Origin of the sequence: Martelella alba (assembly GCF_006516955.1) — a bacterium.
Taxonomy (GTDB): domain Bacteria; phylum Pseudomonadota; class Alphaproteobacteria; order Rhizobiales; family Rhizobiaceae; genus Martelella; species Martelella alba.
The window spans coordinates 119,404-137,218 of sequence record NZ_VHLG01000005.1 but is presented as its reverse complement, the minus strand read 5'-3'; the positions used below and the strand labels follow the sequence as shown (position 1 = coordinate 137,218).

Genomic DNA, 17,815 nt, shown 5'->3' with positions numbered 1-17,815 from the left:
CGCTATCACCTGATGCTCCAGAGCACGTTGAGGTCAGCCCGTTGAAGATAGCCAGCTTCGTCGCCCTCATCCTTGTCGGGGTGCTTGTTGCCGCCGCATTCTATGTCGCGATGATGCCGCAAACGCTCTCGCGTGAGGATTATATTGCCTCTGGCCAGCCGGATATTGCCCGCGGCGAGCAGGTTTTCTGGATGGGAGGCTGCGCCAGCTGCCATGCCGCGCCCGGCAGTCAGGGCAGCGACAGGCTGGTGCTCTCCGGCGGCCTTGCCATTGAAAGTGATTTCGGCACATTTCATGCCCCCAATATTTCCCCCGACCCCGACCACGGGATCGGTCAGTGGAGCGAACTGGACTTTGCCAATGCGCTGCTTGAAGGTGTCGGCCGACATGGAGAAAACCTTTATCCCTCCCTGCCCTACACCTCTTATACAAATATGAGCGACGAGGATGTGCACGCCCTCTTCGCCTTTTTGAAGACCCTGCCCGCGAGCGCGCAGCCGAGCCTGCCCAATGATTTGTCTTTTCCCTTCAATCTGCGCCCGGCGCTTTCCTTCTGGAAGATCCTGTTCTTCTCCGAGGGGCCGCGTGTCGCCCTTGAGGCACCGGGAGATCCGGTGCTGAGAGGACAATATATTGTTGAAGGTGCGGGCCATTGCGGCGAATGCCATACGCCGCGCAACGCCCTTGGCGGGCTTGATGAAAGCCGCTGGCTTGCCGGTGGCCCCAATCCCGACGGACCGGGAACAATCCCCGATATCACACCGGGTTCAAAGACGATTGGCAGCTGGTCTGAAAGCGAAATCGCCGACTATCTCGAAACGGGCTTCACGCCCGATTTCGATGTCGCCGGCGGCGCCATGGCAGAGGTTCAGCAGAACCTGTCACATCTGCCACGCGCGGATCTTGAGGCGATTGCCGCCTATCTCAAGGCGATCCCGGCGCACTGAACGTGACCGGACAGGAGACGACCGGCGCTGTCAGTCCAGCGCCTGCAGATAGCGCATGCCCGTCACCGGTCGGGGAATAAACGCCATCTGCTCATAAAATCTGTGTGCCTTGATATTGCCGGTCGCAGCACTGACCGACAGATATTCACACCCCGCCTGACGGGCGAAATCGCGGGCGCGGTCAATCAGATGCTGGCCGACACCGTGGCTGCGGTGGCCATCGCGAACAAAAAGGTGATGCAGATCCATGCCGCGCTTGCCCTGCTGGGCACGGTAAAGCGGCGTCAAAAGCGCGTAGCCGATCAGCGTTTCGCCAGCGGCGGCCACCAGCGCGGTCACCCAAGGCATCGGCCCGAAAAGATCACGCCTCAGGTCATCTTCATTGGCCTCAAGCCCATCGCCATGATGGGCAGCAAGAAGGCCGATCATCTCAAGCAGTTCGGGAATATCCGTTGCAATCGCCCGGCGGATCGTCACGATCGCCGGCCGTTCCAGCACGATTTCGGTATCTTCAGTCATTGTTGTCGTCCCTTGGTTCTTGTTCACCGCCGGGACGCTTGTTCAAAACCTTGCCGCCCCAGGCGGCCGGTGTTGAACATGATCAATCGCGGCCGCTTCTATCGAAACAGCCAAAAATACTTTGCAGTGTGGAGCGCGTTCTTGATCATGCCGCATTTGATGCGCCCAAATGCGGCAGCTGTCAACACAAAATGGCCCTAATGATCGTGCTCGCACAGGCCATGATCTGACAGCGAGCGTAAAACATAGCACTCGCCAACCGCATGACCATCACATTTTGAGGCGATCCTCTCCAGCTCCGTTTCCAGCATCTGGAGCCGGGCGATCTTGCTGCGGATCGACGCCAGATGTTCCCGTGCAATCGCATCGGCCCGCCCACAGGGCTTTTCCGGATGGCCGGACAGCTCGATCAGCTCCAGAATTGCCTCAAGTGACATGCCGAGATCGCGCGCATGGCGGATAAAGCTCAGTCTTTCCAGCTCTTCCACACCATAGCGGCGCTGATTGCCCTCGGAACGCTCAGCCGGCTGCAAAAGGCCGCTTTGTTCATAATAGCGGATTGTCGGCACCTTGACCCCGGTGCGACGGGAGAGTTCGCCGATGGAATACATCCGTCTTTCATTCCCTAAAAGCTCCAGAGACTATAGATATGGCGATCACAGCAGCAAAGCGCAAGCCTTTCGATCCGCCATTCTACGCAAACAAAAACGCCCGGCAGACTGGCCGGGCCTTCAGATTGCCGATAAACCGCTTCCCCTTTCGCTTACGTCATGCCTGTGCTTGTCACAGGCATCCAGCCGCCGTGCGTCTGCACGGCGAAAGACTCTTATAATCAATGCTATGAAGAGCCTGGATCCCCGTGACGAGCACGGGGATGACGAAGGAGGGCGCGGCTATTCCGCCCCCAACAGGCAATCTGAATGACTTTGTCAGCAATCTGAACGCCCGGCAGACTGACCGGGCGTTTCTTGTTGCTGAAAGCCTTGTTGCCTTATTTCTTGCAGGTGGCGCGAGCCCAGTCCATGTAGAGTTCCATAGCCTTCTTAGCCATGGGACCATGGGCAAATTCGCGGTCGTCCAGCTGAATGACCGGCGTGACCTTGCTGTAATTGCCGGTCAGGAAAAGTTCGTCAGCTTCCATGAAATCCTTCACCTGCAGCGTCTTTTCTTCCGCCGGGATACCATTGTCACGGAACAGCTTGAGGATACGCTTGCGGGTGATGCCGGCCAGGAAGCAGCCATTGTCAGCCGGTGTCATCGGGATACCGTCCTTGACCAGGAAGATATTGGCTGATGCGGTTTCGGCAACATTGCCGTTCATATCGCGGGCCAGGGCATTATCGAAGCCACGCGAACGCGCCTCGATCATCATGCGGCCGGAATTGGGATAGAGCGAGCCCGCCTTGGCGAAGGTCATGGCGACTTCCGGCGAAGGACGGCGGAAGGGCGAAACGGTGAGCTTGACCGGCGTGGTCGAGGTCATCGGTGTTTCAAACAGGCAGAGCGCGAAGCGGGTTGAGGCCGGATCGGCGGGAACGAGGCCCCCCATGCCATGTTCGGCCCAGTACATCGGCTTGATATAGACGGCCTTGTCGCCATCGAATTTCTTCAGACCTTCCCAGACCAGCGCTTCAATTTCTTCCGATGTCTGGGTCGGCTTCAGACCAAGATTGGTCGCTGAACGGTTGATACGCTTGCAATGCTCGTCCAGATCGGGCGCCATGTTTTCAAAATAGCGCGCGCCGTCAAACACAGTCGAACCGAGCCACATGGCGTGCGAGGTCGGTCCGATCAGCTTCGGATTGCCGGGAAGCCACTCGCCGTCAACATAGGTCCAGGTTGTGGATGCGGGGGAAGTATCGACTGCCATTTCATTCTCCTTGCGCTGCCGCACGACATCATCTCACGCCACCATCACGCCGGCGCCGGAAAGATGACGGAAGCCGGTCAGAGCAGAGTTCGGTCGGGCGTGAAAAGTGGCGGCCAAAACAGATGCTGCAGGAAAGACCACGCTGGCAAACAAGGTCAAGCGCAAACTGCGCGAAAACACGTCTTTGCTACCATTGGCTACGGATTTTCGTCACGACATCTCCCAATGGTTGCCAATGCTTCACGGGGAAAGATGGGTGCATCAACAACGCTTATGTGGACGGAGTGAAACGTTTGAGCGCATTTGCGGTCCGACCCGATTGAAGATGGTTAACGAAGCGCTTACAAGCATTGTGACTGATCGGCATATCGAAGAGGGATTCAGCAATGTCACACGAAGCTTACATCTTCGATGCCTATGGAACATTGTTCGATGTTCATGCTGCAGCGCGAAAACATGCTGATCGCGCAAATGGTCAATATAAGCTTCTTTCCAATGTCTGGCGCGCCAAACAGCTTGAATATTCATGGGTGCTGACGCTTTCGGGTCAATATGAGGATTTCTGGACACTGACGGAGCGGTCGCTTGATTTCGCCATGCACTCCATAGGCCTGATCGACAAGAGCCTGCGCGCCGATCTTCTTGACACCTACTGGACGCTCGATTGTTACTCCGAAGTGCCGAATGTCCTGCACAGGCTGAAGGCGCGCGGTGCCAAGATCGCCATCCTCTCCAACGGCACGGTCGCCATGCTGGAAGCGGCCGCGCGCAAGGCACATATCGAGGACCTGCTCGACGACATATTCTCTGTTGAGGAATTGCGCCGTTACAAGCCTGCGCCCGAGGTCTATGATCTGGTCGTCTCATCCTACCGGGTGTTCCCCGATGCCGTGTCGTTCCAGTCATCAAACCGCTGGGATATAGCAGGTGCTGCCAATTTCGGCTTCCGCACGGTCTGGATAAACCGGCACCAGACACCCAATGAATATGAGGGCATGGGGCCGAACCTGATTCTGCCCACACTGGACGGGCTTTAAAGCGCACAGAGGCAATGGATTTCCGGCTTAACCGGAAGCAAGTTTTCGACCTGGAGGCAAAAATGGCGTGGTCAGCAGTACAATATCTCAAATTCGAAGACGAGCGTTCCCGCCCCGCCAGAGACCTCCTTTCCGCCCTGCCCGATATTGCACCACGCACGGCCTATGACCTTGGCTGCGGCCCGGGAAACTCCACTGCTCTGGTGAAACAGCGCTTCCCCGATGCCACCCTGACTGGCATAGACCTCGATGAAAACATGCTTGACGAAGCACGCCGCCGCATGCCGGAAACGCGGTTTATGCAAGCCGATCTTTCAGGCTGGCGCCCTGCAGAACAAGCAGATCTCATTTTTTCCAACGCGACATTCCAGTGGTTGCCGAACCATTTGAACATACTGGCCGAGCTGGCAGAAGCACTCCCGCATGGCGGCACGCTGGCCGTCCAGATGCCGGACAATCTGAGTGAACCGACCCATCTGCTGATGGAAGAAACCGCCCTGCACGGCCCCTGGCGCGAAAACTTCCTGCAAAACAGTGCAAGGCGCACGCCTCTGCCCGGCCCGGAAGCCTATTATCAGAGGCTCGTCAAAGCCGGCTGCAAAGTCGATCTTTTCCATATTGTCTATCACCACCCGCTGGCAGGTGCGGCCGCGATTGTCGAATGGGTGAAGGGAACCGGGCTCAGGCCCTATCTTGATCGCGTGCCAACCGACTTGCAGGCGGATTTCCTTGGCGACTATCAAAGCCGCATCGCAGCCGCCTATCCGGCCATGGCTGACGGCCAGGTCCTGCTGCGCTTTCCGCGCCTCTTCATCATCGCCACACGCCTGACCTGACGCAAAGGAAAAGGGCCGGCGTGTGGCACCGGCCCCAGATTGCTGACAAACCCTAGCCCCTTCTCTAACGTCATGCCTGTGCTTGGTCCACAGGTATCCAGCCGACGCGCATCCGCGCGGCGAAAGACTCTGCTTATTCAACTCTTTAAGAGTATGGATCCCCGTGACAAGCACGGGGATGACGACGGAGGGGGCGGCCATTCCACCCCGAACAGGCAATCTGAATGACTTTGTCAGCAAGCTGAAGGCCGGCGCATGGCACCGGCCCCCTCACAAACTGAGCGTTTCAGATCTTCAGTCAGCAAGACCGACCGGAACCTCATAGCTGACGCGCAATGCATGGCTGTAGGGGCAGACGATATGCGCCTTCTTGGCCAGATCTTCCGCCACATCGCGGTCAAGACCCGGAATGGACACTGTGAGCGCCACGTCGATGCCAAAGCCCTGCCCGTCATCACGCGGACCGACGCTGACCGTCGCGGTCACGGCGGTGTCATCCGTCAGCTTGATCTTTTCGCGCATGGCGACATTGCGAAGCGCCGAATGGAAGCAGGCCGAATAGCCAGCTGCGAAAAGCTGCTCCGGATTGGTGCCATCACCACCAGCGCCCCCCATTTCCTTTGGCAAAACGAGTTTGACCTCAAGATTGCCGTCTTCGGACTTTGCGACCCCTTCGCGGCCACCCTTGGATGTTGCTTTGGTCGTATAGAGCGCCTTGATCATGTTCTTCGTCCTTTCGTCTCCAGCCTTCCGGCCGTTGTAACTGTCTGATTGCGTTACGCCTCAAACGGCAGATCGTTCCATCCGGCGTTGGAAATATTATATAGCGCAAAATTAAATTGCGCACAATATTATTTTTCTGCTATGATGGCACCATGAACACAGATGAAAACGATACGCCCTCGATTGCCGAAATGATGCATCTGGACAACCAGATCTGCTTTTCTGTCTATGCGGCGGCCCACGCCTTCGCGCATGCCTATAAACCGCTGCTGGCTCCACTTGGCCTGACCTATCCGCAATATCTGGTCATGCTGGTTCTGTGGGAGAACGACACGCTTAGCGTCAACGAAATCGGCCAGCGCCTTGGCCTCGATTCGGGCACGCTGTCGCCGCTTTTGAAGCGATTGGAGGTCGCCGGCCGCATCGCCCGCAAGCGCGCAGAGGGTGATGAGCGCAGGGTCGTTATTTCGCTGACGCCCGAAGGCAAGGCACTTCAAAAGCAGGCCGAAACGGTCGCCGCGGCGATCGGCAAGAAAACCGGATGCACCCGTGAAGACGCCGTTGACTTGCTCAATCGGCTCAACTTATTGTCCGCCCAACTCAGAGGCTGATACCGGCTTGCGGCGTTGGCATACACCCCAAGAGCGGCAACAGCGGAATAGGTATAGAGCGTTGGAAATGATTGATACGCTCGTCAGCGTCTGTTCAGCGCGAGACATCAAGGTCTGGCGCTTCACAGCCAAAATGGCGATCAAATATATCAAAGCCCGGCGTTATTGCGTGATCGTTCCCGATGACGCAGTAGAACTGTTCCGCCAGGAATCGCCTGAAGCCTACGATGTCATTGCCGAGGGACCGATCGCGGCACCCTACCTTGACATGCTGCGCGATGCCGTTACCGATGCCGGGTCGAAGCGCTTCGGCTGGTATCTGCAGCAATTGCTGAAGATCTCCTTTTCGGCTCGCTGTGATGATGACGCACTTGTGGTGATCTGGGATGCGGACACCGTTCCGCTCGCCCCCCTGGATTTCACCGATGAAGCGGGCCGCCTGCTGATCTACAAGTCAGATGAATTTCATCAGCCCTATTTCGACAATATTGAACGGCTGACGGGCATGAAACGACGTGTCAGCCACTCCTTCATCGCCCAATGCCTGCCATTCCGTGCGGTGTGGCTCAAGACGCTTCTGAGCGACATCGCGCAAGGGAGCGGCGGCCTCAACCCGGAACAGGCGATCATCCACTCGATCGATTTCCGCGAGAATTCCGGCTTCAGCGAATATGAGCTGATCGGCACCTATATGGATGCGCACCACCGCGCGGCGATGGCCTATAGCAACAGACGCTGGACAAGGGATGGGTACCGGCTATTCGTCAAACCCGAATTCACCCAGAGCCGCGCGGCGCGGCTGATCAATCGCGGCTATGATTTCGTCGCCTTTGAGGGCTGGAACAAGCCCGGACGGAGCCAACGGCGGCGGAGGAGGATCCTGCTTACCGCCGCACGGGCTTTTCTTGGCTGAAGCCGGCTGAAAAGCACCGATCTGATGGCTTCCGGCCAGTACTGCCTCCCAGTGTTCAGGCCGGAAGCACAGCCCGGATTTCACCAACGGCAAGGCCATTCCAGTTTTTCATCACCGTCATCGCCCGGGCACGCAGGGCTGCAGCGATATCACCATCGAAATAGCGCGCCAGCACCCCGGCCACCATGGCCTCGGCTGCCCGGGTGGTGCCGTCTTCACATTTGAGTGCAATGCCGATGCCCTGCTCGGGGATGGCGGCGCAGAACACGCCTTCAGCGCCCGTCTTGGCATAAAGGCGCCCCGGTGCGATTTCCATCAGCTCTGTGCAAGCCCGGCCGGTTCCGGCCACATAGAAGGGCTCAGCCATGCAGGCGCTCAAGATCCGCTTGCCCGCAGCCGCCCGCACGGCACCAAGACCGTTTCCAGTCGCCAGCCGGGCAAATCCATGCGCCAGCGCCTTGAGCGGAATGGCATAGGTGGGGATTGAGCAGCCATCCGTACCGCAATTGTCAACACCAACGATTGCGCCAGTCACTTCTTCCATCGTCGCGCGCAGTTCGCGCTGAAGCGGATGGTCATAGTCGATATAGCCGCGCGGATCGATGTCCTGATGACAGCAGGAACAGATGAAGCCAGCATGTTTGCCGGAACAATTGTTGCAGAGCGCATTCGGACGATCCATGGTCCGGGCCTGATGGATCAGCGTCGTCTGATCCGACGACCAGTGTGCCCCGCATTCAAGATCCATGACTGAGCGGCCAGCCTTTTCCAGCATGGCCTGAGCCAGCACGACATGCGCATCCTCACCGGAATGCGAAGACGATGACAAGGCGATTTCACGATCCGTAAAACCGTAATAATCCGCCGCCCCGCTTTCAACAACCGACAGAGCCTGAATAGCCTTACAGGCAGAGCGCGGAAAGACCGCCGCGTCAACATCTCCCGCCGAATAGACCAGGCCGCCATCACCATCAACGACGGCAATCATGCCACGATGCCGGCTCTCGACAAGCGTGCCACGCGTAACTTCAACCAGAACAGGATTGGACATCGGCATCTCTCCTCATGGCCTTGAAGACTGGCATTTGCCACGTTCACGCGCGCCTCGCAAGCAGGTTTCGCACCTGCCCCGGCTCAGCCTCACGCCAAGCTGAGAACCAGCTTGCCGATATGGCTGCTTTCCTCCATCAGCTGATGGGCGGCGGCGACATCCTCAAGGGCAAAGACCTTGTGGATCACCGGCGCGACTTGCCCTGATGCAAGAAGCGGCCAGACCTGGGCTTCAAGCTCATCACGAATGGCCTGCTTTTCCTCTTCGCTGCGCGGCCGCATGGCAGACCCGGTAATGGTCAACCGCTTGAGCATAATGGGCGCCAGATTAACATTTTCCGCCCGTGCACCGCCCAAAAAGGCGATGATGGAAAGGCAGCCGTCCTTGGCAAGCGCGGAAAGATTGCGCTGGAAATAGCTCGCGCCGATCATGTCAAGCACAACGTCGACGCCGCGCCTGTCCGTTTTATCCTTGATGACGTCGACAAAATCCTGCCGTTTGTAATTGATCGCCACGTCAGCGCCGAGCCTAAGGCAGGCTTCGCATTTCTCTTCCGAGCCAGCGGTCGCGAAAACGGTTGCCCCGAAGGCGCGTGCAAGCTGGATCGCGGTCGTGCCGATACCGCTGGTACCGCCATGGATCAGCACACTCTCACCCTCGGTCAGTCCGGCCATCTGGAACAGATTGGCCCAGACGGTGAAGAAGGTCTCGGGTAAAGCGGCGGCGGCCAGCATATCCATGCCTTCGGGGATCGGCAGAACCTGACCCGCCGGCAGCACACAATATTCAGCATAGCCGCCGCCATTGGCCAGACCGCAGACCTGATCTCCGGCAGAAAAGCGGGTTACGGCGCTGCCAACGGCTACAATGCTACCCGCCACTTCCAGCCCCAGAACCGGGCTCGCGCCGGGCGGGGGCGGATAATTGCCCTGCCGCTGGGCAACATCTGGACGATTGACACCCGCAGCTGCCACCCTGACCAGGACATCATTTGCACCAGGGGTCGGCTTTGGTCCGCTCACGATCTGCATGACGTCGGGATCGCCGAATCCCTTCAGCGTCACATAACGCATCGATCCATCATGAGCCATGATTGTCTCCCTTCCCGCGATCGGTCTGATTTGGCGTTTTGTCATTGCTAGCAGTTTTGACCGCCAAGGCGAACCGTCAATCTGTCGCAAGCCTTATCCCGGCAGAGTGGCCATGCAAAAGGGGCGCCGCGAGGGCGCCCCTGAAAACAGGTAATATCGAGACAAAAACGTCAGTTGGTCGGCTTGATCGAGAGCGCGAAAACGACCAGCGAAATGCCGTAGACGAGAAAATCGACCGCGACAAACAGGCCAAGCAGCCACAGCGAACTATGCGCAAAATCCGATGCGATCATGATGGCGCTCAAAAGCAGGACAAGGCCGGAGAAAACCAGCCAGCCCCAGCCCTGCACGGGCTTGAACGACATGCCGAGATAGAGCCGGAAGCCTCCAGCCACGGCCAGAGAGACACCGATGATCACCGTGAAAAGTCGCGAGGCCATCACCGGATTGTAGATCACGAATATGCCAGCCAGAATGTACAATATCCCGGTTGCCGCCCAGAATATCATCTGTCCGCGCACCTTGGCGTGCATCAGCTGCACCAGATGGAAGACGCCAGCCAGCATAATCATGACACCGAAAAAGACAACGGACGCAATGGTTGCAACGAACAGATTGGCGATCAGAACGATGCTGAAACCAAGCAAAATCAAGCCAAATGCAAGGATCCAGCCCCAGCGTTTCTGTATCGGCAAGATTTCCGGTTTTTCCTCCTCGAGAAAGACCATCGCGATTATTCCTTTCCTTCTGGCCATTTATAGCGATCACACTAGGTGCGAACCAGAGACGAATCAACCGGACTGAGTCTTTCTGCAAGCGTTTCAGCCCCACCGATCCACTGAAATGTGTGCAGGGCTGAATTATGAGGCATTTGCGCTAACCTGAAACCGGCCTAATGTGCAGCATCACGCACACTGGGCCGCAGATAGATCACCCAATAGGCAAGCCCGACAATCACGCCACCACCGATAATATTGCCGATGGTGACAGGGATCAGATTGTGGAGAACAAAATTAGCCCAGGTGAGATCGGCAAAATTCGCCGGATCGGCACCGCTGGCGGCCCAGAACTCAGGCCCGGCCAAGTGCCGCGTCAAAATGGCCATTGGAATCTGGAACATGTTGGCGACGCAGTGCTCAAAGCCAGAGGCAACGAACATGGCAACCGGCAGCACCACGGCAAGAAGCTTGTCCGTCAGGCTGCGTCCGGCATAAGACATCCAGACACCAAGGCAAACGAGCACGTTACACATGGCCCCCAGTGCAACGGCCTGAATGAAGCTGTGATGCAGCTTGTGCTGGGCGATTGCCATGTAATTGATCCCGAGAAGACCGCTGTCGCTTTCCCAATGCTTGGCAAGCTGCATGATGATGACGAGACCGAAGGCGCCGACGAAATTTCCGGCGTAGACGATCAGCCAGTTCTTGCCGAGTTCGCCCCAGGTAATCTTGCCGCTGGCCTTGGCCACGACGGTCAGCACGGTTGAGGTAAACAGATCGCCGCCGTTGACGACGACAAGCATCAGACCGAGAGAGAAGGCGAGACCGCCGATAAACTTGTTCGCGCCCCAGCCCATCGCGCCATTATCCGTCGTCACGACGGTATAGAAGACAAAAGCGATACCGATGAAGGCCCCCGCAGTCATGGCGGAGACGAAACAGGACAGGTTGTCCTTGTGAACCTTGGCAACGCCAATGTCTTCGGCCTTGCGGGCCATTTCATGCGGCGGAAACAAATCGAAACTCTGATTTTGCATGTTCTTGGCTCTTTTCGATCGCGCCGGCAGGCGCATGAATATCGTGAAAGCGTGTCCCAATCCTGCCAGCACCATTCGCGAAACAAAATGGCGTGATCCGGCAACAAGGTCGGGAAGCTTGCAGGGAAGGTCTTGGAGCCCTTCCCTGCCCTGATCTAACAGACTGAACAAGCCCCTCGTTGATCTCGATCATAAAAGAACGGTGTGCAGCCATGGGCGAGGGTGAGCCGGTTGCGGCACTGCGTCAATCATACCGTTAGACAGGTTGAAGATTACTTCGGTTTTTTTGATTGATTAGTCAATTAAAAACACTATCCTCGCCGTGGCGGCCAAACAGGAGAGATCATGCCGAAACTCGGAATGGAAAAGATGCGGCGTCAGGATCTGATCGCTGCCGCCCGCCAATGCATTGCCACGAGCGGTTCGCTGAAGGTCACGATGGCTGAAATTGCACGGGCAGCGGCTGTATCGCCGGGGCTTGCGCATTTCTATTTCCAGTCCAAGGAACAGTTGATCCTCGCCACATTCACAAGCCTTCTGGCTGAATACCGGGCCGATCTGCTGCTGGCATCACGCCAGGCAGACACCCCCAGACAAAAACTTTCAGCCTTCGCCAATGCCTGTTTTTCCGAAAAACATTTCACCACGGAAGCGATTTCCGTCTGGCTGGTCTTTTTTGCGAGTGCGAAGGAAAATCCGGAAATCGCACGCCTGTTCTCGGCCTATGCCCGCCGGACACGGTCCAATCTGCGCTTCGTCCTTGGTGCGCTCGCACCCGCGCACAAGGCCAGCTTTATTGCCGAGGGCATCGCCGCCATGGTCGACGGGCTCTATATCGCTCATAGTCTTGAAAGCCCGGTCCGCAATCGTTCGGACGCGGTTCAGCTTCTGGAAAACTATGTCGATATCCAGCTGGCCGGCAGCACAGCCAAGGAAAATGCCCGCGCATGAACAAAAGACCCGATATCCTCATCATCATGGTCGATCAGCTGAACGGCACTTTCTTCGATGACCATCCAGCCGGTTTTCTGCATGCGCCGAACCTCAAGGCACTGGCGAAGGATGCCGCCCGCTTCACCCGCAACTACACCGCCTCACCGCTTTGCGCGCCGGCCCGTGCTGCCTTCATGGCCGGCAGCCTGCCAAGCCGCACCCGCGTTTATGACAACGCGGCTGAATTCGCGTCCGACATTCCGACCTATGCCCATCATCTGCGCCGGGCGGGCTATTACACCGCGCTTTCCGGCAAGATGCATTTCGTCGGCCCTGATCAGTTGCATGGCTTTGAGGACCGGCTGACCACCGATGTCTATCCGGCCGATTTCGGCTGGACGCCCGATTATCGCAAGCCCGGCGAGCGGATCGACTGGTGGTATCACAATATGGGCTCCGTCACGGGGGCTGGAACCGCCGAGATCACCAATCAGCTGGAATATGACGATGAGGTTGCTTTCCTCGCCAATCAGAAACTGCACCAGCTTTCGCGCCTGAGCGATGATCAGGACCGCCGCCCATGGTGTCTGACAGTTTCCTTCACCCATCCGCATGATCCCTATGTCGCCCGCAAACAATATTGGGATCTTTATGAGGACTGCCCGGCGCTGGAGCCGGAAGTCGGTGCATTGCCGGAGGCCGAGCAGGATCCGCATTCGCGCCGCCTGCTCCGCTCGCTGGATTGCGACAGCTTCAACATCACCCCGGATGACATTCGCCGCGCAAGACGGGCCTATTTCGCCAATATTTCATATCTCGATGACAAGATCGGCATGCTTCTGGCAACGCTGGAGAAAACCGGCATGCGCGACAACACCGTCATTCTGTTCTGTTCCGATCACGGTGACATGCTTGGCGAACGCGGCTTATGGTTCAAGATGAGCTTCCGCGAGGGATCGGCCCGTGTGCCGCTGATGATTTCCGGTCCCGGCATTGCCGCCGGCCGGCATGACACGCCGACATCAAACCTCGATATTCTGCCGACGCTTTGCGCGCTCGCAGACATCGACCCTGCGCCGCTTGCGGCCTGGAGCGATGGGACAAGCCTTGTCCCCATCATGAACGGCGAAAGCCGGACAGAGCCTGTGCTGATGGAATATGCCGCCGAGGGGTCCGAAGCCCCGCTTGTCGGCATCCGCGCCGGGCGCTGGAAATATGTCCATTGTCCGCTTGATCCCGACCAGCTCTTCGACCTTGAGGCTGATCCGCATGAGATGGTCAATCTGGCAGACGATCCGTCCCATGCGGCAACGTTGGCCGCCTTTCGCCAGCAGCGCGATCAGCGCTGGGATATGGCCCGGCTCGATGCTGCGGTTCGCGAAAGCCAGGCAAGGCGGCTCGTCGTCTATGAGGCACTGCGCAACGGCGCCTATTACCCGTGGGACCACCAGCCGCTGCAACAGGCATCAGAGCGCTATATGCGCAATCACATGAATCTCAACGTGCTTGAAGACAGGCAGCGTTACCCGCGAGGAGAATGAACATGCTGAAGATCTGGGGCCGGCGGACATCGTCCAATGTGCAGGCATTGATGTGGGCCGTCGGCGAACTTGGGCTCGATTATGAGCGCACCGATATCGGCCATAAATATGGGGGCAACAGGACTCCGGAATTTCTGGCGATGAACCCGAACGGCCTCGTGCCGGTGCTCAAAGACGGCGATGACGGTGAGCCCTTATTCGAAAGTGCCGCGATCATACGTTATCTTTCCAGCCGTTATGGCGCCGCCCCATTCTGGCCGGAAGACCCCGTCGCCCGCGCCCATGTCGACAAATGGGCCGAGTGGGCCAAGGCAACGGTGGCCCCTGCCTTCACCATGCCGATCTTCTGGCTTGCCGTTCGCACGCCTGAAGCCGAGCGTGATCCTGTTAAGCTTGAAGCGGCTGTCGCCAATTTCGCCCGGCTTCTCGATATCGCCGAGGCCGAACTTGCCGCCCATCCCTTTCTTGCCGGGGATGATCTGACCGTTGCCGATATCATGTTCGGCCATCTGCTCTATCGCTATTTTTCCGCTGACGAGATCAAGCGGCCGTCGCATCCCGCCGTCGAAGCCTATTACGAGCGCCTGACGGAGCGTCCGGCCTATCGGGAGCATGTGATGGTTTCCTATGAAGAACTGAGGGCCTGAACCATGCGCGCGCAGCCAAAAGCCAGCCATTTCATCGACGGCGCCTATGTGGAAGACACTGCCGGCGCCGTCATCGAGAGCATCTACCCGGCCACCGGCGCGGTGATTGCCCGGGTGCATGCGGCAACGCCTGCAATCATTGAAAGGGCTGTTGCTGCGGCCGAGCGCGCACAAGCCGGCTGGGCGGCCACGCCCCCGCGTGAGCGCGGCCGCATTCTTCGCCGTGCTGCGGAGATGATCCGCGCGCAGAACCGCGAGCTGTCCGAACTTGAAACGCTGGACACCGGCAAACCGATCCAGGAAACCACGGTTGCCGATCCACTGTCGGGTGCCGACAGTCTGGAATATTTCGGCGAGATCATCGCCTCGGCGCTGAATGGTGAGCATATTCCCTTGGGCGATGGCGGCTTTGCCTATACCAAACGTATGCCGCTCGGCATCTGCCTTGGCCTTGGCGCATGGAACTATCCGCAGCAGATCTGCTGCTGGAAGGCAGCACCCGCGCTGGCAGCCGGCAATGCGATGATCTTCAAACCGTCGGAAGTCACGCCGCTTGGTGCGCTGAAGATCGCCGAGATCCTGACAGAGGCCGGCGTACCGAAAGGCGTATTCAATGTGGTTCAGGGCGGCCGCGACGTCGCACCCGCCCTTGTCAGCCATCCCGAGATCGCCAAGGTTTCCCTGACAGGCTCCGTGCCGACCGGCCGCAAGGTCTATGCGACAGCCGCCGAAGGGCTGCGCCATGTCACCATGGAACTTGGCGGCAAGTCACCGCTGATCGTGTTCGAGGATGCCGATATCGAAAGCGCGATCGGCGCTGCCATGCTCGGCAACTTCTATTCCACCGGCCAGATCTGCTCCAACGGCACGCGCGTCTTTGTTCAGCGCAGCATCAAGGAGCAGTTTCTGGAGCGGCTGAAGGCACGCAGTGAAGCCATCAGGATCGGTGACCCGATGGATGAGGAAACCCAGCTCGGGCCGATGGTTTCAGCAGCACAGCGCGACAAGGTGCTGAGGCTGATCGCAACGGCGGAACCGGAGGGCGCGCTCCTCATCACCGGCGGCGGCATTCCGTCAGACCGTGCCGGTGAAGGCTATTATATGGAGCCGACCGTTTTTGCCGATGTCGCTGACCAGATGACAATTGCCCGCGAGGAAATTTTCGGGCCGGTCATGTCGGTTCTCGATTTTGATGACGAGGCGGAAGCGGTCGCCCGCGCCAATGCCACGGCCTTCGGGCTTGCGGGCGGCGTTTTCACCGCCGATCTGACACGTGGACACCGCGTCGCCGACCGGCTGGAAGCCGGCACGGTGTGGATCAATGCCTATAACCTCACACCGGTGGAAATGCCCTTTGGCGGCATCAAACAGTCGGGTTTCGGCCGAGAGAACGGCCATGCGGCGCTTCAGCACTATACGCAGTTGAAAAGCGTCTATGTCGGCACGGCGCCCGTTGATTCCCCCTATTGAAAGAAAGACCAAGAGCAAGGCCATGCAAGCGGATTATGTGATCATCGGTTCAGGCTCGGCCGGTAGTGCCCTCGCCTACAGATTATCAGAGGATGGAAAGAATACGGTTCTGGTGCTGGAGTTCGGCGGCAGCGATGTCGGCCCCTTCATCCAGATGCCGGCCGCCCTCTCCTATCCGATGAACATGAAACGCTACGATTGGGGTTATCTCAGCGAGCCGGAACCTTATCTCAACAATCGCCGTATGGTCGCGCCGCGCGGCAAGGTGATTGGCGGGTCGTCCTCCATCAACGGTCTGGTCTATGTTCGCGGTCATGCCGAGGATTACAATCGCTGGCAGGATCTGGGTGCCAGCGGCTGGGCCTATGCCGATGTGCTGCCCTATTTCAAGCGCATGGAAACGAGCCATGGCGGCGAAGACGGATGGCGCGGGACAGACGGCCCCTTGCATGTTCGCCGCGGCGAGGTGCAAAACCCGCTCTACCACGCCTTCATCAAAGCCGGTCAGCAGGCAGGCTTTGAAACGACGAAAGACTATAACGGCGCCAAGGGTGAGGGCTTCGGCCTGATGGAGCAGACCAGCCATCGCGGGCGACGCTGGTCTGCCGCCAATGCCTATCTGAAACCGACGCTCAAGCGGTCAAATTGCGATCTGATCCGCTGCTTTGCCCGCCGCGTGATCATTCGTGACGGCCGCGCGATCGGCGTCGAGATCGAGCGTGGCGGCAAAATCGAGACCGTCATGGCGAACCGAGACATCATCATAGCGGCCTCCGCCTTCAATTCTCCGAAACTGCTGATGCTTTCCGGGATCGGCCCGGCTGCCCATCTCGCAGAACACGGCATTGACGTCGTCGCCGACCGTCCCGGCGTCGGCGCCAATATGCAGGACCACCTTGAATTTTACCTGCAGCAGGAATCCATCGCGCCAATCACGCTTTACGGAAAGAACAACCCGTTCTGGATGGCAATTATCGGCGCGCAATGGCTGTTTTTCAAAAAGGGCCTTGGAACATCCAACCACTTCGAGGCCGCCGCCTTCATCCGTTCAGCCGCCGGTATCAAATGGCCGGATATCCAGTATCACTTCCTGCCGATGGCCATCTCCTATGACGGCTCGTCACCGGCGAAATGCCACGGTTTCCAGGCCCATGTTGGATACAACATGTCGAAATCGCGCGGCAGTGTGGCATTGCGCTCCAGCGACCCGAAAGCCGATCCGGTGTTGCGTTTCAACTATATGAGCGATCCGGAAGACTGGGTGAAATTCCGCCATGCCGTACGCATTACCCGCGAGATCTTCGCGCAGGATGCCTTTACCCCCTATCGCGGGCGCGAGCTGGCACCCGGCCCCGATGTGCAGTCGGATGACGCGATAGACGAATTTCTGCGCGAACATCTGGAGGGCGCCTACCACCCTTGCGGCACCTGCCGGATGGGGTCGGCGGATGATGCAATGGCCGTGGTCGACCCTGAAACGCGCGTGATCGGCGTTGACGGGTTGCGCGTGGCTGATTCGTCAATCTTCCCGCACATCACCTATGGCAATATCAACGGCCCCTCGATCATGGTCGGTGAAAAAGCTGCCGACCATATTCTTGGCCGCGCTGTTTTGGCCCCGTCCAGCCAGGAACCCTGGATCAACCCAAACTGGCAGACAAGCGACCGGTAACAAACACTTTCCCCGTTCGAATTGATGACTGTCATCACCGTAAATCACTGTGGTTGTTGACGAACAATGCCGCATGATACCGCCATCAGACTTGCACGGGGACCGATTCTTCCCGATGATGCAAAGATGCCACTTGAAACTGGGAGGCATCACTCCTATGGCCAAGGGCGCATGCCGACCGCGCCACGCGCCGCCGGG

At 58.3% G+C, this 17,815-nt stretch carries 18 protein-coding genes; 10 read left to right on the top strand and 8 right to left on the bottom strand.

Annotated elements, in window-relative coordinates:
- Positions 1–41: 41 nt before the first annotated feature.
- On the top strand, positions 42–947 hold the full coding sequence (locus tag FJU08_RS11485) for a cytochrome c (protein ID WP_235890662.1): 906 nt from the start codon (positions 42–44) through the stop codon (positions 945–947).
- Positions 948–977: 30 nt separating this feature from the next.
- Here the strand turns inward: FJU08_RS11485 and FJU08_RS11480 are convergent, their stop codons facing one another.
- The 3 genes from FJU08_RS11480 to FJU08_RS11470 form a co-directional block, all read right to left on the bottom strand.
- Entirely contained in the window at positions 978–1,466 is a 489-nt protein-coding gene (locus tag FJU08_RS11480; protein WP_141149153.1) for a GNAT family N-acetyltransferase, read from the bottom strand.
- 197 nt (positions 1,467–1,663) lie between these two features.
- Entirely contained in the window at positions 1,664–2,077 is a 414-nt protein-coding gene (locus FJU08_RS11475) for a MerR family transcriptional regulator (RefSeq protein ID WP_141149152.1), read from the bottom strand.
- A 380-nt stretch (positions 2,078–2,457) separates the two neighbouring features.
- Positions 2,458–3,336: a branched-chain amino acid aminotransferase gene (locus tag FJU08_RS11470; RefSeq protein ID WP_141149151.1), complete on the bottom strand. Its 879-nt coding sequence runs from the start codon at positions 3,334–3,336 to the stop codon at positions 2,458–2,460.
- A 386-nt stretch (positions 3,337–3,722) separates the two neighbouring features.
- On the opposite strand from FJU08_RS11470, the gene FJU08_RS11465 reads away from it, so the two are divergent.
- Both FJU08_RS11465 and tam read left to right on the top strand, forming a co-directional pair.
- Positions 3,723–4,373: a haloacid dehalogenase type II gene (locus tag FJU08_RS11465; protein ID WP_141149150.1), complete on the top strand. Its 651-nt coding sequence runs from the start codon at positions 3,723–3,725 to the stop codon at positions 4,371–4,373.
- A 62-nt stretch (positions 4,374–4,435) separates the two neighbouring features.
- A complete protein-coding gene (tam, locus tag FJU08_RS11460) occupies positions 4,436–5,209 on the top strand; it encodes a trans-aconitate 2-methyltransferase (protein WP_141149149.1) in 774 nt (257 codons plus the stop codon).
- A 294-nt stretch (positions 5,210–5,503) separates the two neighbouring features.
- On the opposite strand, the gene FJU08_RS11455 is transcribed toward tam, so the two are convergent.
- Entirely contained in the window at positions 5,504–5,929 is a 426-nt protein-coding gene (locus FJU08_RS11455) for an organic hydroperoxide resistance protein (RefSeq protein ID WP_141149175.1), read from the bottom strand.
- A gap of 155 nt (positions 5,930–6,084) precedes the next feature.
- Between FJU08_RS11455 and FJU08_RS11450 the strand changes: the two genes are divergently transcribed.
- Positions 6,085–6,543 (top strand): MarR family winged helix-turn-helix transcriptional regulator, encoded by a 459-nt coding sequence (locus tag FJU08_RS11450; protein ID WP_141149148.1) that lies wholly within the window; start codon positions 6,085–6,087, stop codon positions 6,541–6,543.
- 67 nt (positions 6,544–6,610) lie between these two features.
- On the top strand, positions 6,611–7,456 hold the full coding sequence (locus FJU08_RS11445) for a DUF6492 family protein (RefSeq protein WP_141149147.1): 846 nt from the start codon (positions 6,611–6,613) through the stop codon (positions 7,454–7,456).
- Between the two features lie 55 nt (positions 7,457–7,511).
- Here FJU08_RS11445 and FJU08_RS11440 read toward each other — a convergent pair whose 3' ends face one another.
- The 4 genes from FJU08_RS11440 to focA all read right to left on the bottom strand — a co-directional run bounded on the left by FJU08_RS11440 (position 7,512) and on the right by focA (position 11,354).
- The gene (locus FJU08_RS11440; protein ID WP_141149146.1) at positions 7,512–8,507 is read right to left on the bottom strand and encodes an asparaginase; all 996 of its coding nucleotides are present in this window, start codon (positions 8,505–8,507) and stop codon (positions 7,512–7,514) included.
- An 89-nt stretch (positions 8,508–8,596) separates the two neighbouring features.
- A complete protein-coding gene (locus FJU08_RS11435; RefSeq protein WP_181409822.1) occupies positions 8,597–9,598 on the bottom strand; it encodes an NAD(P)H-quinone oxidoreductase in 1,002 nt (333 codons plus the stop codon).
- A 170-nt stretch (positions 9,599–9,768) separates the two neighbouring features.
- Positions 9,769–10,326 carry an HdeD family acid-resistance protein gene (locus FJU08_RS11430; protein ID WP_141149145.1) on the bottom strand — a complete coding sequence of 186 codons (558 nt, stop codon included), beginning with the start codon at positions 10,324–10,326 and terminating at the stop codon, positions 9,769–9,771.
- Positions 10,327–10,490: 164 nt separating this feature from the next.
- Positions 10,491–11,354: a formate transporter FocA gene (gene focA, locus FJU08_RS11425; protein WP_141149144.1), complete on the bottom strand. Its 864-nt coding sequence runs from the start codon at positions 11,352–11,354 to the stop codon at positions 10,491–10,493.
- A gap of 345 nt (positions 11,355–11,699) precedes the next feature.
- Between focA and betI the strand changes: the two genes are divergently transcribed.
- The 5 genes from betI to betA are packed head-to-tail and all read left to right on the top strand — an operon-like array spanning position 11,700 to position 17,617.
- On the top strand, positions 11,700–12,305 hold the full coding sequence (betI, locus tag FJU08_RS11420; RefSeq protein WP_141149143.1) for a transcriptional regulator BetI: 606 nt from the start codon (positions 11,700–11,702) through the stop codon (positions 12,303–12,305).
- The gene (gene betC / locus FJU08_RS11415; RefSeq protein WP_141149142.1) at positions 12,302–13,828 is read left to right on the top strand and encodes a choline-sulfatase; all 1,527 of its coding nucleotides are present in this window, start codon (positions 12,302–12,304) and stop codon (positions 13,826–13,828) included. Before betI ends, betC begins: the two co-directional genes overlap by 4 nt.
- Positions 13,829–13,830: 2 nt before the next feature.
- A complete protein-coding gene (locus FJU08_RS11410; protein WP_141149141.1) occupies positions 13,831–14,475 on the top strand; it encodes a glutathione S-transferase family protein in 645 nt (214 codons plus the stop codon).
- 3 nt (positions 14,476–14,478) lie between these two features.
- A complete protein-coding gene (betB, locus tag FJU08_RS11405; protein ID WP_141149140.1) occupies positions 14,479–15,945 on the top strand; it encodes a betaine-aldehyde dehydrogenase in 1,467 nt (488 codons plus the stop codon).
- Positions 15,946–15,967: 22 nt separating this feature from the next.
- Positions 15,968–17,617, top strand: coding sequence for a choline dehydrogenase (betA, locus tag FJU08_RS11400; protein ID WP_141149139.1), 1,650 nt, complete (start codon positions 15,968–15,970; stop codon positions 17,615–17,617).
- Positions 17,618–17,815 lie beyond the last annotated feature (198 nt).

Excerpts from the sequence above, each read along its gene's own strand:
- FJU08_RS11435 (WP_181409822.1), bottom strand. The coding sequence starts at position 9,598 with ATGGCTCATGATGGATCGATGCGTTATGTGACGCTGAAGGGATTCGGC.
- FJU08_RS11480 (WP_141149153.1), bottom strand. The coding sequence starts at position 1,466 with ATGACTGAAGATACCGAAATCGTGCTGGAACGGCCGGCGATCGTGACG.
- FJU08_RS11465 (WP_141149150.1), top strand. The coding sequence starts at position 3,723 with ATGTCACACGAAGCTTACATCTTCGATGCCTATGGAACATTGTTCGAT.
- FJU08_RS11450 (WP_141149148.1), top strand. The coding sequence starts at position 6,085 with ATGAACACAGATGAAAACGATACGCCCTCGATTGCCGAAATGATGCAT.
- FJU08_RS11430 (WP_141149145.1), bottom strand. The coding sequence starts at position 10,326 with ATGGTCTTTCTCGAGGAGGAAAAACCGGAAATCTTGCCGATACAGAAA.
- focA (WP_141149144.1), bottom strand. The coding sequence starts at position 11,354 with ATGCAAAATCAGAGTTTCGATTTGTTTCCGCCGCATGAAATGGCCCGC.
- FJU08_RS11445 (WP_141149147.1), top strand. The coding sequence starts at position 6,611 with ATGATTGATACGCTCGTCAGCGTCTGTTCAGCGCGAGACATCAAGGTC.
- betC (WP_141149142.1), top strand. The coding sequence starts at position 12,302 with ATGAACAAAAGACCCGATATCCTCATCATCATGGTCGATCAGCTGAAC.
- tam (WP_141149149.1), top strand. The coding sequence starts at position 4,436 with ATGGCGTGGTCAGCAGTACAATATCTCAAATTCGAAGACGAGCGTTCC.
- FJU08_RS11410 (WP_141149141.1), top strand. The coding sequence starts at position 13,831 with ATGCTGAAGATCTGGGGCCGGCGGACATCGTCCAATGTGCAGGCATTG.
- betA (WP_141149139.1), top strand. The coding sequence starts at position 15,968 with ATGCAAGCGGATTATGTGATCATCGGTTCAGGCTCGGCCGGTAGTGCC.
- betB (WP_141149140.1), top strand. The coding sequence starts at position 14,479 with ATGCGCGCGCAGCCAAAAGCCAGCCATTTCATCGACGGCGCCTATGTG.
- FJU08_RS11470 (WP_141149151.1), bottom strand. The coding sequence starts at position 3,336 with ATGGCAGTCGATACTTCCCCCGCATCCACAACCTGGACCTATGTTGAC.
- FJU08_RS11440 (WP_141149146.1), bottom strand. The coding sequence starts at position 8,507 with ATGTCCAATCCTGTTCTGGTTGAAGTTACGCGTGGCACGCTTGTCGAG.
- betI (WP_141149143.1), top strand. The coding sequence starts at position 11,700 with ATGCCGAAACTCGGAATGGAAAAGATGCGGCGTCAGGATCTGATCGCT.
- FJU08_RS11475 (WP_141149152.1), bottom strand. The coding sequence starts at position 2,077 with ATGTATTCCATCGGCGAACTCTCCCGTCGCACCGGGGTCAAGGTGCCG.